The following is a 15,153-nucleotide window of genomic DNA, read 5'->3' as shown; positions in this document are numbered from 1 at the left end:
GGAAGTTTTCCTCAGAGGTAACAAGTGACGGCGGCCGCATATTTGTACTGGCGTGCAAATTCCTGCGGCCGCACTCCTGGAGCATCAGAGATCGAAAAACACCGTTTCACCTTCGCCCTGGATCACAATATCAAACCGGTAAACCCACTCTTCGCCCCGACGCTCAGGCTGCGCAATCAGCGTTTTACGCCGCACCTCCAGCTCAATCAGATTCAACACCGGATCTTGCTGGTTGGCCGCAGCCTCATCGGCAAAATACAGCCGGGTATGTAATCCAAGATTAATACCGCGTGCGACGATCCACAGGTTGATGTGCGGTGCCATCATTCGCCCGTCACGGCCACAAACGGCGCCCGGTTTGATGGTTTCAAACCGATAGAGCCCAGTGTCGAAGTCGGAACAGCTGCGCCCCCAGCCACGGAATGCGGCATCGAGCGGTTTGTGCTGTTGCAGATCGCTTGGGTGGTTGTAACGGCCATGGGCGTTGGCCTGCCAAATCTCCAGCAGCACGTCGCGGATCGGCGTCCCGCTGCCGTCGAACACCCGGCCCTCCAGAGTGATGCGTTGTCCCTGGGTCTCCGGCTGGGTCAACACGTGGCCGAAGTTGTTTTCGAAAATCTCGAAGCCGGCCGCCAGCGGCGCAAGGCCGATATGCACATAAGGCCCGGCGGTTTGTGACGGCGTTTCCGGCAGATACGGTAGTGGCATCATGCTTTCCCCTGCAGGCGGTTTTCAAACAAGGTGGCGCGGTAGCCGCGCAACACCAGATCGAAACGGTAGGCCAGGCTGTCCAGTTGCACCGAGGCGGTTTTGTCCAATCCGGCGATCAGGGTGCGCACCGCATCGTCATTTTTGATGGCGCGGACGATCGGGCAACTGGCAATCAGCGGATCGCCTTCGAAGTACATCTGGGTAATTAAGCGTTGGGCGAAGGCGTCCCCGGACAGCGAGAAGTGAATATGGGCTGGGCGCCAGTCGTTGACCCGGTTGCGCCAGGGATAGGGGCCGGGTTTGATGGTGCGGAAAAAGTAATAGCCGTTATCGTCGGTCAACACCCGTCCGCAGCCACCGAAATTGGGATCGATCGGTGCCAGATACTGGTCTTTCTTATGGCGATAACGCCCACCGGCGTTGGCTTGCCACACTTCGACCAGCGCATTGCGCATCGGCAGGCCGTTTTCATCGCGCACGTAGCCGTGCACGATAATCCGTTCGCCAATCGGCAAACCTTGTTTGGCGTAATTGAGGATCAGGTCGTTATCCAGTCGACCGAGTTCATGCTGGCCGAACACCGGACCGGTGATCTCCGACAGTGAATTTTGCAGCGATATCAGCGCGTTTTTCGGTGAGCGCAACACGCTGGTTTTGTATTCCGGCACCAGCACCGGCGGGTGCAGTTCGTAGTTACGTTGATACAGTTCGTTAATCTGGCTCATGCGGAAATCCTCATGGCGTAGGCAGGGTGCAGAGGGCTGATCTGTTTTATTGTTTTGTCAGCGCGAAGGGGCGTGAATGTCATTCCCCCGTCTGAGTCTCGCAAGCCAGAGTGTTACGATAAAGTGAAATTTAGCGGTTCTTTACTTAACCTAAGGTTATGCATGCGGCGTAAAAAAGGGCGGTAAAACCGCCCTGACGAAATGCACCCTGATTAAAGCTGTTCGCCGTTGCTGGCGATCACGGTGCGGTACCAGTCGAAACTCTTTTTGCGCGAGCGCTCGAGGGTGCCGGTGCCATCATCGTGTTTGTCGACGTAGATAAAGCCGTAACGCTTGCCGTATTCACCGGTGGTGAAGGACACGCAGTCAATGCAGCCCCACGGGGTGTAACCAATCAGGTCCACGCCGTCTTCGATGACCGCTTTTTTCATCTGTTCGATGTGCGCGCGCAGATAGTCGATACGGTAATCATCGTTGATCTGGCCGTCAGCCTCTACCTTGTCGAATGCACCGAAGCCGTTCTCAACGATAAACAGCGGTTTCTGGTAACGCTCGTACAGCACGTTCAGCGAATAACGCAGCCCGACCGGGTCAATTTGCCAGCCCCAGTCGGAGGCTTTGACATGCGGGTTCGGGACGTTACCGGGGAAACTGAACATCTCGTTGTCGCTGCTCACCGCATCGGCCTGCAGGGCGTTGCTCATGTAGTAGCTGAAACCGATGTAGTCCGCGCAACCTTCGCGCAGGGTTTGTTCGTCCTGCGGTTGCATCTCAATCTTGAAGCCTTTGCGCTCCCAGTCACGCAGCAGGTACGACGGATAGTAGCCGCGCACTTGTACGTCGGTGTACAGGTAGCGCGAGTGCATGGCTTCGACGCTGTACATGACGTCGTCCGGTTTACAGGAGTACGGGTAGAAGGGGACGCAGGCCAGCATGCAGCCAATTTGGAATTCCGGGTTAATCTGGTGACCGAGTTTCACTACCAGGGCGCTGGCAACAAACTGATGGTGCAAGACCTGATACAGCGTCTGCTCCGGGTTCTCTTCCTGGGTATACACCACGCCGGAGCAGCAGTAGCCAAACAGCGGATACTGGTAGTTGCTCTGGTTGTTGATCTCATTAAAGGTCATCCAGTATTTCACTTTGTGCTGATAACGGCGCAGCACCACTTCGCTGAAGCGTACGAAGAAATCGACCACCTTTCGGTTCTTCCAGCCGCCATATTCCTTCACCAGGTGATAAGGCATTTCAAAATGGGACAGGGTGATCACCGGCTGGATATTGTATTTCAGCAGTTCATCAAACAAATCGTCGTAAAACTGCAGGCCGGCTTCGTTTGGCTCCAGCTCATCGCCATTCGGGAAGATACGCGTCCAGGCGATAGAGGTGCGGAAGCATTTAAAGCCCATTTCGGCGAATAGCGCCACGTCCTGCTTGTAACGGCCGTAAAAGTCCACCGCTTGGTGATTAGGGTAACGATAGCCTTCCTGCACGCCGTCGGTCATAACGCGATCCACACCGTGAGAGCCGCCCGACAGAACGTCGGCAATGCTTGGGCCTTTGCCGCCCTGATCCCAACCGCCCTCAACCTGGTGCGCCGCCACGGCGCCGCCCCACAGAAAATCTTTCGGTAACTGTTGTTGTTTCATCGTAGGTTTCTCATCGGATTATTATCAGAAAGCACTGAACTGCCGGAATGAGAATATAGTAGCAAGCTGGAATTGAATGTCACGATATAACAAATCACCACTCAGGTGACGTGTCACATTAAAAAAACAGGTTGTTTTATTTTGCGTAATTAATATGCCCCAGCCGCTTGCCGATGGTTTCGATAATGTAAATAACCGGGATCTGGGTGGTGATATTGTGTTGCCCGGCGATCAACTGCGGGGGAACGTGGTAAGAGAGGTTAAAGTCCGCCATGCGTGCCAGCGAGGAGGTTTCGTTGTTGGTGATGCTGATGATTTTGCAGTGGTGCAGGCTGAACTGGCTGGCGAGGCGCAAAATTTCTTCGGTCTCTCCAGACACCGAAAGTATTATTGCGACCGCGCTTTTATACATGTCGCTATTGATGGGGTAATAAGGGTCGTCGATATGGGTGCTGAATTTTCCAACGTTGGAAAAGAAACGCGCGCCGTATTTTCCCAATGCTCCGGAGGTGCTGACGCCGACGAAAATAATGCGCTCAGCAGCGGCAATATGCTGCACCGCCTGATCTAACAGTTGATTAAATTCGTCGTTGTTAATGCTTTTAAAGAAGCTGATGATTTCACTGGTGCCGAAATCCATCGGCGGTGCTTCGGCCTGCTCAAGATACAGCTTGAAACGGATGCGAAATTCGGAGTAACCGTCGCAGCCCATTTTCTTGCAAAAGCGCAGTACGGTAGTGGTGGATACCCCGGCGGCCTCGGCAAGTTCGCGGATGGTCATATACATCACCGGGTTCTTGTTTTTGGTGATGTAGTTATAAACCAACAATTCCAGCGCATTGAGTTCGGCGATTGCTTTATGGGTAAACATAGACCTAATCCAGCGAGTAACAACAGACCTTAATCAGCGGGCTAACATAGCAAATTTTGCCGTAGCCCGCTCGTGGTTTTCGTTGTTATTCAGGCCCGTTTGGCGTTGTCCAGCAGTTTGTCGTGCGTCGGTTCACTGCCGGTCAGGTCACATTCTTTCGGCAAGCGCCAGGCGATGATGCCGGCGATGATCAGTGATACTGCCAGACCGCATACCGCTACGTTCTGACCATAGAGGTAGATCATCACGCCCACCAGGTAAGGCCCGCAGAAACCGCCCAAATTGCCCAAACCGTTAATCACACCGCGTGCGCCGCCGGCCACTTCCGCCGAGGCGATACGCCCAGGCATGGACCAGAACGGGCTGGTAGCGGCTTTGAGGAAGAAGCCGCACACTACCAACGCAATGTAGGCCGCCACCACGTTATGACGCAGCACCACCGAAGCCAGTAGCGCCGCAGCAAAGCAGAACAATGAAACCATCACCCACAGGCGGCGTTTGCCGGTTTTATCGGTGAGCACTGAAATCAGGTAGATCCCCAACAGCGTCGCGACAAACGGCAAGATTGCCAGGAAGCCGACCGAGGCCATGTTACCGCCGGTCAGATTTTTTAAAATGGTGGGCAGCCACAGGGTGTAGCCATAGTCGCCGGTTTGATAGAAAAAGTTCAGCAGCACCAGCTTCATCAAGCCCTTGTTACGGAAGACATCTCTCAGTGGTGCTTTGCTGACCGGTTGCAGTTTGCTGCGTTCTTGCCGTTCGCGCGTTAGTTCGGTTATCAGATAGTCACGCTCACGGGCCGGCAGCCAGCGCGCTTCCTGTGGGCGGTCGCTGATCAGCAGCCACCACACGGCCAATACCACCAGCGACAACAGGCCTTCGATGATAAACAACCAACGCCAGTCGAATGCGTTAATGATGGCGCCAGAGATCGGGGCGGTGAGCATGCCACCCAATGGGGCGAACATCATGACAAAGGCGTTGGCGCGGCCCAGTTCTTTTTCCGGGAACCAGTTGCTGATCATGGTTAACACTACCGGTAACATACCGCCTTCAGAGATGCCCAATACGAAGCGTAATACCAGCAGTTGATAGTGGTTAGTGACAAAGCCGGTCGCAACTGACACCACCGCCCAGGCGCACAGGGACCAGGCAATAAAGCGCTTGCCGCTGCCGTTGACCGCGATGCGTCCGCCGGGAACCTGCAAAAACAGATAACCGATAAAAAAGATGCCACTGGCCAGCCCGGCCATCTGGCTGGTAATGCCCAAATCGCTCTCCATGCCGCCGGGCAGCGCAAAACTGATATTAACCCGGTCCATAAAGGAAATGATGCAGGCGATCAGGATCGGGGCAATAACCCGCAGCCAGCGGGTGTTGGGTATTTTATTATCCATGGCGATCTCTCTTTACAGGGCGCAGGGAGAACCTCTCAATGAAGAGGTTCTGTGATTCGGCGGTAATAAAATCGAAAAGAAAACGCGTCAGTTACTCGATGGCGTGGGGCAGCGGCGCCCGGTTGAAGAAAGCTTCAACGTTGGTAAACACGATATCGCTCATCTTTTGCCGGGTTTCCTGGGTGGCGCTGGCAATATGCGGTTGCAGCACCACGTTTTCCATGGCGATCAATTCTGCAGGAACCTCGGGTTCGTGGGCATAAACGTCGAGCCCGGCACCGGCGATGGCGCCACTTTGCAGGGCGGTAATCAGGTCGGGTTCATTAACGATGCTGCCGCGAGCAATGTTAATCACCAGGGCATGGGAAGGCAGGGCGTCGAATACCGCCTTGTCCACCAGGCCGACGCTGTCTTTACCGCCGGAAATAGCAATGATAAAGAAGTCGCTTTCCCGCGCTAAAGCCAGCAGATCTGGGAAATAGCGATAGGGCAGCGAACTGTCCTGGGTGCGGCTGGCGTATTGGATACGCATATTGAAACCGGCGGCGCGTTGGGCGATGGCGCGGCCGATATTGCCCATGCCGAAAATGCCCAGCCGTTTGCCGCTGACCTGCACCGACAGGCCCGGCGCCTCTTTCAGCCAGCGACCTTCACGCACAAAACGATCGTTGTGGCACAGCTGACGAGCGGTAGCCAGCAACAATCCCAGAGCCATATCCGCCACGTCTTCCGTCAAGGCGCCGGAGGTGATGGTGACGGCAATGCCGTGTTTACGGGTGTAATTCAGATCAATCGCGTCAGTGCCTACGCCGAATACCGCAATCAGCCCGAGGTTGGGTAATTGTTCAAGCACTGGCGTCTCGACCCCAATATCCCCCCGAGTGACGACCGCACGGAAGGTCGCACCTTTTTCGGCCAGAAAAGCGGCCGCATCCTCTTGTTCATATAACCGATGTACCACAAAGGCTGCCTCAAGGCGGGCCAGCAGGTTATCCATTACTGGGGCAATCAACAGCACTTCATTGGATGTAGAGGTCGTCATGGTTTCACCTGTCAATAAATAGCGTTACTTCGTATTGCTATAAAAGCGGTTTTCGGCAGGCGGTTTTGCGACAGATATCACGCTGAAGAGTGTTAAAAAACTGTGTTACCCGTAATGTGATCGACGGAAGGAAAAGGGTTGCTGTCACCGGGGAAGAGCAGCAAAAACTGCCGTATTGCGAGCGAAAATCAGGCTGAGTGCGCAGATCCTGGTCATTTAACGGATGGGTAACATGGGTGCGTAACAAGCGGGAGAGGCAACAAAAAGAAAAGCCGCACCTGAGTGCGGCCGAGCGTTCACGACGAACAAAACAAGGACAAAAATTCCGGTAGACAGGCCCTGAAGCAAACCTCAGAGACAGATCATGATGATAAGCAAAATATTTTCGGGTGTGAAATGCCGAATATGGCTTAGTTAGTCGAATTAATAGATAAATAATCAGCCACTTACTTCCTCTCAGTTTCATGCGCGGCACGGGTTTCCACGTTGGTCGCCAGCAGACCGCACGCTGTAGATCCTTCCGTCAACGACGGGTGCGCAATCACTACGTGCTGCACTAATACCACTCGAAATTGATGATAAATACCCACTTTTCGTTAAAGCAATTGGCACTACATACCCTTAACATTAGAAAGTCTTTTAATGATTATAATTAGCATGCTGTGAGTTATTCACCGCAGTGATATTACGGAGAAATCCGTTTGGTTAAGGATATGTATTCACCATGGAAATAAAAATAAACGGCCGGATGGTCGCGCTGGGCGCCATTTCACCCGAAACGCCGCTACTCTACGTGTTACGCAACGATCTGGGCCTGAATGGCCCCAAATATGGCTGTGGCCTCGGGGAGTGCGGTGCTTGCACGGTACTGATCGACGGCGTTGCCGCCCGTTCCTGCTCGCTGCCGCTGAGCGGCGCCCTCAACAAATCCGTTACCACGCTGGAAGGCCTGAGCGAGGCGGGGCAACTGCACCCGGTTCAACAGGGCTTTATCGATGAGCAGGCCGCGCAGTGCGGTTATTGCACCAACGGTATGATCATGACGCTGGTTGCTCTGTTTGAGCGAAACCCGCAGGCAGATGAACAAGAAATAAAAAATGAGCTGGCTTATAACCTGTGCCGCTGCGGCACCCATATTGAGATCCTGTGTGCTGCCGCCAAAGCCCGTCAGCTGTTGGCGGAAAGGGGGCAAGCATGAGCCGCCTGGAAATAACGCGCCGCCGCCTGTTGCAGGCCGGTGGCCTGGTAATGGTCAGCAGCCTGTTGCCTGTGTCGCTTAATGCCCTGGCAACGACGCCAGTGGTAGGCGGCGATCTGCCGCTCGATCGCGTGGACAGCTTTATCGGCCTGACCGCCGATGGCCGTGTCACCGCATTTAACGGCCATGTGGATCTCGGCACCGGTATTCGCACCGCATTGGCACAGATTGTTGCCGATGAAATCAGCGTACCTTTCGAGCACGTTACGGTGATTTTGGGTGACACCCAGCGCACGCCGGATCAGGGGCCGACCATCGCCAGCGCCACGATTCAGGTGACCGCTATACCGCTGCGCCAGGCAGCCGCACAGGTGCGGCAATTGCTGCTGGCGCTGGCCGCAAAGGCCTTTGCGTTACCGCTGGAACGCCTGCAGGCTGAAAATGGCCGGGTATTTGCGAGGGATAAACCCAACGTCAGTCTGAGCTATGGTGAACTGGCCCGCGGGCAAAATTTACAGGTGGCCCTGGATAAAACCATCAGGCTGAAGAGCGTGGCGGAGAGCCGTTACGTGGGTAAGGCGGTGCCGCGGGTGGATATCCCGGCCAAGGTGACCGGCCAACTGACCTATGTGCATGACCTCCGCCTGCCGGGCATGCTGCATGGCAGAGTGGTGCGCCCGCCTTATATCGGCGCCGACAGCAGCGCCCCGTTGGGCAGCGGCCTGCTGTCGGTTGACCATGACTCCATTGCCCATTTGCCTGGCATCGTAAAACTGGTGGTGATTAACGATTTCATCGGTATCGTCGCCGAACGCGAAGAGCAGGCGATTGCCGCCATGCGGCAACTGAAAACCGTCTGGCGTCCCTGGTCCGGTTTACCCGATCTTTCGCTTACAGGATTGCATAAGGCCCTGGTGGAAAACCCCAAAACCGATCGCGTGCTGCGTGATGATGCCGGGGTCGATGCCGCTTTGGCCTCGTTGCATACCGAGGTCAATGCTGATTACGTCTGGCCTTACCATCAACACGCGTCGATCGGCCCGTCCTGTGCGGTGGCCGACGTCGGTCGCGATCGCGCAGAAATCTGGTCTGGCACGCAAAATCCTCACGATTTGCGTAAGGACATCGCTCATTTGCTCGATTGGCGGCCAGAGCAGGTCCATATCAATCGCATGGAAGCCTCCGGCTGCTACGGTCGCAACTGTGCCGATGACGTCTCCGCTGACGCTGCGCTGTTATCTCAGGCCACCGGCAAGCCGGTCAGGGTGCAGTTGATGCGTGAACAAGAGGCGGGTTGGGAACCCAAGGGTACCGGGCAACTGATGCGAGTCCGCGGCGGGTTGGATGAGCACAATCAGGTGGCGGCTTACGAACTGAAAACCAGCTATCCTTCGAACAATGCTGTGACGTTGTCACTGGTATTGGCCGGTAAAGTGCCCAATCGGGCAGACGTGCAGCAGATGGGGGACAGAACCGCCATTCCCCAATATGAATATCCCAATATGCGGGTGGTGTGCCAGGACGCGGCGCCGATTGTGCGGGCTTCGTGGATGCGTGGGGTCTCGGCGTTACCCAATGTGTTCGCCCACGAATCCTGGATTGATGAACTGGCGTGGCGAGCCGGGCAGGATCCGATCGCGTTCCGCCTGCAATATCTGAAAGATCCGCGTGCCGTGGCGCTGATTCAAGCGTTGAAAAAGCAGGCCAATTGGCAGGATGGCCCGGCCTACCGCAGCCCGGTGTCCGGCGATCCTGAATGGGTGACGGGACGCGGCTTTGCCTATGCGCGTTATTTCCACAGTAAATTCCCTGGGTTTGGTGCCGCCTGGGCGGCCTGGGTGTGCGATCTCAGCGTTAATCGCCACAGCGGTCAGATCAAGCTGGATAAAATCTTCGTTGCCCATGACTGCGGCCGCATCATCAACCCGGCAGGGGTTCGTCACCAGGTGCACGGCAATATCATTCAGTCCGCCAGCCGGGTGCTGAAAGAGTTCGTCACCTTTGACTCTGCGTCCGTGACGTCGCTGGATTGGGGCGGTTACCCGATCCTGCGGTTTGACGAGTTACCGCAGGTTGATATCCAACTGCTGGACTATCCGGATGAACCCTCTATGGGGGCAGGAGAATCCGCCTCGGTGCCGAGCGCGGCGGCGATCGCCAATGCGTTGTTCGACGCACTGGGCGTGCGTCTGCGAGAGGTGCCTTTTACCCCTGAGCGAGTGGTAAAGGCGTTAAAACAGCAGGCTTCCGGCAGCGCAGAAAGGGATAAGTCACTATGAGCAGCATAAAGAAAATCGCCGGCTGGGGCAGTCTGACGGTCGTTGCCGCCGTGGTCATTGGGGCGATAGCCAGCTGGCAATCAGAAATAGCGCCGCTGGAGGAAAAGGATCATCACGTTTTTAGTCAGCAACAGATTGCCCAAGGGAAAGTGCTGGCCGATCTCGGCGACTGCGCGGTGTGCCATACCCGGCCCGGCGGCGAGCGCAATACCGGCGGATTGGCGATGGAGATTCCGTTCGGTACCATTTACAGCACCAATATCACTCCGGATAACGACACCGGCATTGGGAAATGGTCGTATGCCGCCTTTGAACGAGCGATGCGTCATGGGGTTGATCGCGAAGGGCACTATCTCTACCCGGCCTTTCCCTACACGGCGTTTACCCGCACCAGCGATGAAGATCTGCAGGCCTTGTACGCCTACCTGATGTCGCAACCGGCCGTGAAATATCAGCCGCCGGCCACCGAATTGGGTTTCCCGTTTAACATTCGCCAGGGCATCGTCACCTGGAACTGGCTGTTCCTCAAGCCTGGCGCCATGAAGGCCGATCCGACACAAAGCGCCGAATGGAATCGCGGGGCCTATCTGACTGAAGGCCTTGGCCACTGCAGCGCCTGCCACTCGCCGCGCAACCTGATGTTTGGCGAGAAAGGCGGCGCTGAACACCTGAGCGGCGGCGTGGCGGAAGACTGGACTGCTCCGTCGCTAACCGGCAGCTCTTTGGCACCGCTGGAGTGGACACAAGATGATTTGCTCAGCTTTATGCGCACTGGGTATTCGGCAAATCACGGCGTGGCAGCCGGGCCGATGGCACCGGTGATCGAAGAGGGGCTTTCGCGGTTGCCGGAGCAAGACTTGCAGGCCATAGCCACTTATCTGCGCACTTATCATCCGAGCGAGTCTAAGGTGACGGAAGCCAAACGTTTGAATGAATGGGCCGAGTCGCGGACCGAGCCGTTAACCACGGAAGGCGCACGTATTTTCTCCGGTGCCTGTATGGCATGCCATGCTCAGGAAAAGGGGGCTCAGCTGATCGGCGTTCGACCTTCACTGGCGCTGAACACCAACCTGTATGCCGATAAGCCGGACAATGCCATTCGGGTGGTGCTGGACGGCATTCAACGCCCGGCCAATAGCAACCTGGGCTATATGCCGGCATTTCGCCATAACCTGAACGACAGACAGATCGCCGAATTGCTTAACTATCTGCGGCAAAACTATGCGGGGAAAGCGCCGTGGCCCGAGCTGCAAGCGCAGGTCAGTCACTTGCGCGATCAAACGGCGGAAAAATAGATCCATTAGCTTGAGAACCGGGGCCACCAAGGCCCCGTTATCGTCAATAACGCACAGCTCATTCCAGTAACTGAAACGAATGCTCTGCTTCAGTCGGTCATTCCACACGTAGCGTGCCATCGTTAACTCCTCCCGTGTCTGGTTAAATAAATAACAGCTCTTGCCGGCCAGGGCGAATACGTTAATTCGCTGAGCTTTTGATATTTTTGGGATAGGCGTTTCGCTTATTATTCGGCAACGAACGGTTTTAAAAATCGCGCTCAGGGTTGTTGATCACCGGCCACGCGCACGGGTTTGCTCGCCCGTACCAGCCGCCAGCCAAAGTTCATGCCCGCTGCTGCAAGCAAGATGGCGGCGGCGCCCGACAGCTGCATCAGGCTAAGGCGGTGTCCGAATACCGCCCAGTCGACGATAATCGCCACCAGGGGATAGACGAAAGACAACGCGCCTACCAGGGCAGTGGGGATTTTCTGGATGGCACTGTACAGCAGGGAAGACATCAGCCCGGTGTGCACCAGACCCAGGGTCGCCAGCAGCAACCAGCCGTTAGCCGTCGACGGCAGTTGGGCCCAGCCGGCGAACGGTGCCAGCAGTACGACGCCCAGAGTGAGCTGAATCAGCACGATCAGGTGCGGCGGCACCCCTTTCAAACGCTTGACGATCGCCGCCGCTACCGCATACATAAAGGCAGCGCCCAGCGCCAGCAACACGCCAGTGAAGTAATCGGCACTGGAATCGCCACCATCTTGTTTACCGCTAATGATCAGCAACATGCCGACGAAGGCCAGTAGCAGCCAGCCAAACTTTGTCGCCGTCATTTTTTCGCCGAAAAACAGCACCCCGAGCCCAACCAGCATAAAGGGCTGGACGTGGTAGGTGACGGTCGCCACCGCAATAGAGGCATGGCTGTAAGCGCCGAACAACATTACCCAGTTCAGCACCAGGGCGACGCCGCCCAGCACCGCAATGGCAGCCTGACGTCGGGTTAACATGTCTTTTTTAAGCAGGCCAAGCAGGGCGCAGGCGATCAGCATCGCTAGCGCGCCAAACGCGCAGCGCCAGAAAACCACCGTAGCGGGCGGCTGCCCCAGTAGCATTACCGGCCAGCCCACGGTTCCGGAAATGACCATGGCGAGGGTCATCTGTAATACGCCGCCGGTTCTTATCTTCATTTGCCTTCTCCCTGCTAGTGCGCTTGCCGCCGTTGGCGGTTATCATTAAAATGAACAATTGAACATTATGATGAACACTTGACAGCTGTTCGTCAAGCCGAACAAACGAACGATATGGTGAACAATGAGCGACTTTGTCAGCAATAACGCTACGCCCATCGGCCTGCTTTCGGCCGCCATTCGCCGTGAACGCGAACGATTGGGCCTCTCGGTTACCGAATTGGCTCGCCGAGCCGGCATTGCAAAATCGACGCTTTCGCAGCTGGAAACCGGCAGCGGCAACCCCAGCCTGGAAACCTTGTGGGCGTTGGCGATGGCGTTGGATGTGCCGGTCAGCCGGTTGATTTCTCAGCCACGCCAACACGTACAGGTGATCCGTGCCCATGAAGGGGTGACCACGGTTTCCGAACAGGCCAACTACGCCGTCACCCTGTTGGCGACCTGCCCGCCAGGGGCACAGCGCGATATTTACCGTCTACAGGTTCAACCGGGCGAAGCCCGCATTTCGCGGCCGCATATGCCGGGTACCATTGAGCATGTGATTATCAGCAGTGGCAGGGCGTTAGTCGGGCCGACGGACCAGCCGGTAGAATTGAACGCAGGGGATTACATCAGTTATTCCGCCGACCGCGAGCATATTTTTGACGCTTTGGAGAACGATACTACGGCTGTCATGTTGATAGAGCAGGGTTAGGTCGGGCACACCCGGCCGAATCGGTATTTTATTGAAAACGATTCTCAGTTGTATTAGTGTGCCGCTCTTGCGCCAGTGGTCCGCACTTTATCAATGTCACTGTTATCGTTTAAAAAACTTCAAGGAACGAAGATGAAAATTGTCATCCCTTCTCTCGTGTTGGCCGCTGGACTGGCGGCGACGCACCCGGCAACGCTGTTGGCCGTGGAAGCGCCGTCGGTCGCCACCAAGGATGCCGCCGTTAGCAATGATTTCAGCTTTGTGCGTTACCGCGCGGATTATCAAGTCCATGCCAATGCCAGCAACACCAAGACCGAGAGCTATGAGGTGCTGCTCAAAACCAAGGCGGCAGTCGAGAAGTTCAGCCAAATCCGCCTGAGCTACAGCGAAAAAATGGAAACGCTGAAGGTGGTTTCGGCCTATACGCTGACGGCCGATGGACAGCGCCATGATGTCGCGCCCGATCGCATTTATACCCAGGAAAGCTACTCCAGCGCCTCTGCGCCACTGTATGCCGATCGCAAGGTAAAGGTCATCGTCTTCTCCAACCTGGCGCCGGGTTCTCGCGTGATGTATCAGGTGTTGCGCACGCAAAATACCCCGTACTTCCCAGACTACTTCGGCCTGTGGGAAACCTTCAGCGTCTTCGACCAGTTTGATGACGCCGAGGTCAATTTGCAGGCGCCGGCCAATGTGCCGATGCATGTCTTTACCCGAGGAGTAGAGGGCGCAGATAAGCCGCAGATCCGTGACGGTCAGGCCCACTGGCGCTGGCATTACCGGCGCAGTGAACCGCTGAAAGCGCAAAACTGGTCGGCGAACAGCTGGACATTTAGCCCAACCATCATGGCCAGTACCTACCGCGAATGGCCACAGCTGGCCAAAGCCTATCAACAGAAAGCCAATCAGGCGGCCAAGGTGACCCCGGCGATCCAGGCGTTGGCGGATAAAATTACCGACGGCATCAGCGACCGTCGTGAGCAGACGGCGGCGATTTATCGCTGGGTGGCGCAGAATATTCGTTATGTGGCGGTCTATTTGGGCAACGGCGGGCTGGAGCCGAATTCGGCGCAGAGCATCCTGGATAATCACTATGGCGATTGCAAGGATCATGTGGTGATGCTCGAGGCGTTGCTGGCCGCCAAGGGCATCGTCAGTTCACCGGTGCTGATCGGCATGGACCAAGGGCCGATATTGCCGAAGGTGCCGCTGCTGGGGCGCTTTAACCACGCGATTACCTACGTGCCGGAGTTCAATCTGTATCTGGATTCTACCAGCCCCTGGGCGCGATTTGGCCAACTGCCGGGGGCTGACCTTGGGGCTCCGGTCCTGCTGACGCGCGAAGCCAAACTGGCGCGTACCCCTGACAATGACGAACAGCGCAACAATACGTCGCTCAGCGTGGACTTCTACTTCGATAAAGCGGGCAATATGCGTGGCCAAACCGAACGCAAGCTGGGTGAGGTGGATGAGATCGACCTGAGAGGCTATTTCTCGCAAATCAATCAGCAGAACCGGGCGCGAGTCGAAGAGAACATCATGGCGTCCTCAGGCATTGATGGCCGTGGGGTTATCGCGATGCACGGCGATGCGTTCGATCTCAAAAAGCCGTTTGCCTACAGTTATAAATTCAAAGCCGAGGATTATGTCGATTTCAGCGTGGTGGGCGGTATGGCCGTACCGACGCCGCCCGGCGGCAAGTCTTTCCGTACGCTTTACTCGACGACGTCCGCCCCGACTAACGAAACGCCGTTCTTCTGCACCGCGCAGCAGTACGACGAGACCTATCGCCTGCACCTGCCCGCCAACGTGCCGATTATCGCCATCCCCAAGAACCAGCAGTTCAGCAATGCGGCCGGCAAATACCAGGTTGAATGGCAGCTCGAAGGGCAACAGGTGGTGGTCAATCATCGGCTACGGCTGAATGCCGTTCGCGGTAAGGACGCGCTCTGTCAGGCACAGGATTATCCTGCCTTCCGCGCATTGTTCCAGCAGGTTCGGCGCGGCTTCCGTGGCCAGGTAGTGTATGGCGAGCTGGCGAACGTCGGGGTTAATTCTGCTGTAGTCGCCAAATAGAAACAAAAAAACCGGGCGCACTTCTCATCAAGGCACCCGGTTTT

General features: G+C 56.2%; 12 protein-coding genes. 5 read left to right on the top strand and 7 right to left on the bottom strand.

Going from position 1 to position 15,153, the window contains the following annotated elements; translation table 11 throughout:
• Nucleotides 1–84: 84 nt before the first annotated feature.
• From pcaG to H0S68_RS12245, 6 genes are all read right to left on the bottom strand, one after another.
• Complete coding sequence (gene pcaG, locus H0S68_RS12270; protein WP_122080627.1) at nucleotides 85–708, bottom strand: protocatechuate 3,4-dioxygenase subunit alpha; 624 nt, start codon at nucleotides 706–708, stop codon at nucleotides 85–87.
• Complete coding sequence (pcaH, locus tag H0S68_RS12265; RefSeq protein ID WP_128865248.1) at nucleotides 708–1,436, bottom strand: protocatechuate 3,4-dioxygenase subunit beta; 729 nt, start codon at nucleotides 1,434–1,436, stop codon at nucleotides 708–710. The genes pcaG and pcaH overlap by 1 nt, the downstream gene beginning before the upstream one ends.
• Before the next feature lie 212 nt (nucleotides 1,437–1,648).
• Nucleotides 1,649–3,085, bottom strand: a complete 1,437-nt coding sequence (locus H0S68_RS12260) for a 6-phospho-beta-glucosidase (protein ID WP_130015772.1) — start codon at nucleotides 3,083–3,085, stop codon at nucleotides 1,649–1,651.
• Between the two features lie 136 nt (nucleotides 3,086–3,221).
• Complete coding sequence (locus tag H0S68_RS12255) at nucleotides 3,222–3,956, bottom strand: MurR/RpiR family transcriptional regulator (protein ID WP_187961321.1); 735 nt, start codon at nucleotides 3,954–3,956, stop codon at nucleotides 3,222–3,224.
• A gap of 89 nt (nucleotides 3,957–4,045) precedes the next feature.
• Nucleotides 4,046–5,353 (bottom strand): MFS transporter, encoded by a 1,308-nt coding sequence (locus H0S68_RS12250; protein WP_046373497.1) that lies wholly within the window; start codon nucleotides 5,351–5,353, stop codon nucleotides 4,046–4,048.
• 91 nt (nucleotides 5,354–5,444) lie between these two features.
• Nucleotides 5,445–6,395 (bottom strand): 2-hydroxyacid dehydrogenase, encoded by a 951-nt coding sequence (locus H0S68_RS12245; RefSeq protein ID WP_410529442.1) that lies wholly within the window; start codon nucleotides 6,393–6,395, stop codon nucleotides 5,445–5,447.
• A gap of 724 nt (nucleotides 6,396–7,119) precedes the next feature.
• Between H0S68_RS12245 and H0S68_RS12240 the strand changes: the two genes are divergently transcribed.
• From H0S68_RS12240 to H0S68_RS12230, 3 genes are read left to right on the top strand one after another with little or no spacing between them, the layout of a single operon-like run.
• The gene (locus H0S68_RS12240; protein WP_410529441.1) at nucleotides 7,120–7,593 is read left to right on the top strand and encodes a (2Fe-2S)-binding protein; all 474 of its coding nucleotides are present in this window, start codon (nucleotides 7,120–7,122) and stop codon (nucleotides 7,591–7,593) included.
• Nucleotides 7,590–9,872 carry a xanthine dehydrogenase family protein molybdopterin-binding subunit gene (locus H0S68_RS12235; protein WP_128865253.1) on the top strand — a complete coding sequence of 761 codons (2,283 nt, stop codon included), beginning with the start codon at nucleotides 7,590–7,592 and terminating at the stop codon, nucleotides 9,870–9,872. The genes H0S68_RS12240 and H0S68_RS12235 overlap by 4 nt, the downstream gene beginning before the upstream one ends.
• Nucleotides 9,869–11,167 carry a cytochrome c gene (locus H0S68_RS12230; protein WP_130015769.1) on the top strand — a complete coding sequence of 433 codons (1,299 nt, stop codon included), beginning with the start codon at nucleotides 9,869–9,871 and terminating at the stop codon, nucleotides 11,165–11,167. The genes H0S68_RS12235 and H0S68_RS12230 overlap by 4 nt, the downstream gene beginning before the upstream one ends.
• A 260-nt stretch (nucleotides 11,168–11,427) precedes the next feature.
• Here the strand turns inward: H0S68_RS12230 and H0S68_RS12225 are convergent, their stop codons facing one another.
• The gene (locus H0S68_RS12225; protein WP_128865255.1) at nucleotides 11,428–12,339 is read right to left on the bottom strand and encodes a DMT family transporter; all 912 of its coding nucleotides are present in this window, start codon (nucleotides 12,337–12,339) and stop codon (nucleotides 11,428–11,430) included.
• A gap of 124 nt (nucleotides 12,340–12,463) precedes the next feature.
• Between H0S68_RS12225 and H0S68_RS12220 the strand changes: the two genes are divergently transcribed.
• Nucleotides 12,464–13,033: a helix-turn-helix domain-containing protein gene (locus tag H0S68_RS12220; RefSeq protein WP_128865256.1), complete on the top strand. Its 570-nt coding sequence runs from the start codon at nucleotides 12,464–12,466 to the stop codon at nucleotides 13,031–13,033.
• 132 nt (nucleotides 13,034–13,165) lie between these two features.
• Nucleotides 13,166–15,109, top strand: a complete 1,944-nt coding sequence (locus H0S68_RS12215) for a DUF3857 domain-containing protein (protein ID WP_130015768.1) — start codon at nucleotides 13,166–13,168, stop codon at nucleotides 15,107–15,109.
• Nucleotides 15,110–15,153: the final 44 nt, after the last annotated feature.

This window comes from Serratia sp. AXJ-M (assembly GCF_046531865.1).
GTDB lineage: Bacteria > Pseudomonadota > Gammaproteobacteria > Enterobacterales > Enterobacteriaceae > Serratia > Serratia liquefaciens.
The sequence above is the reverse complement of the archived record's forward strand: the minus strand, read 5'-3'. Positions and strand labels throughout refer to the sequence as shown.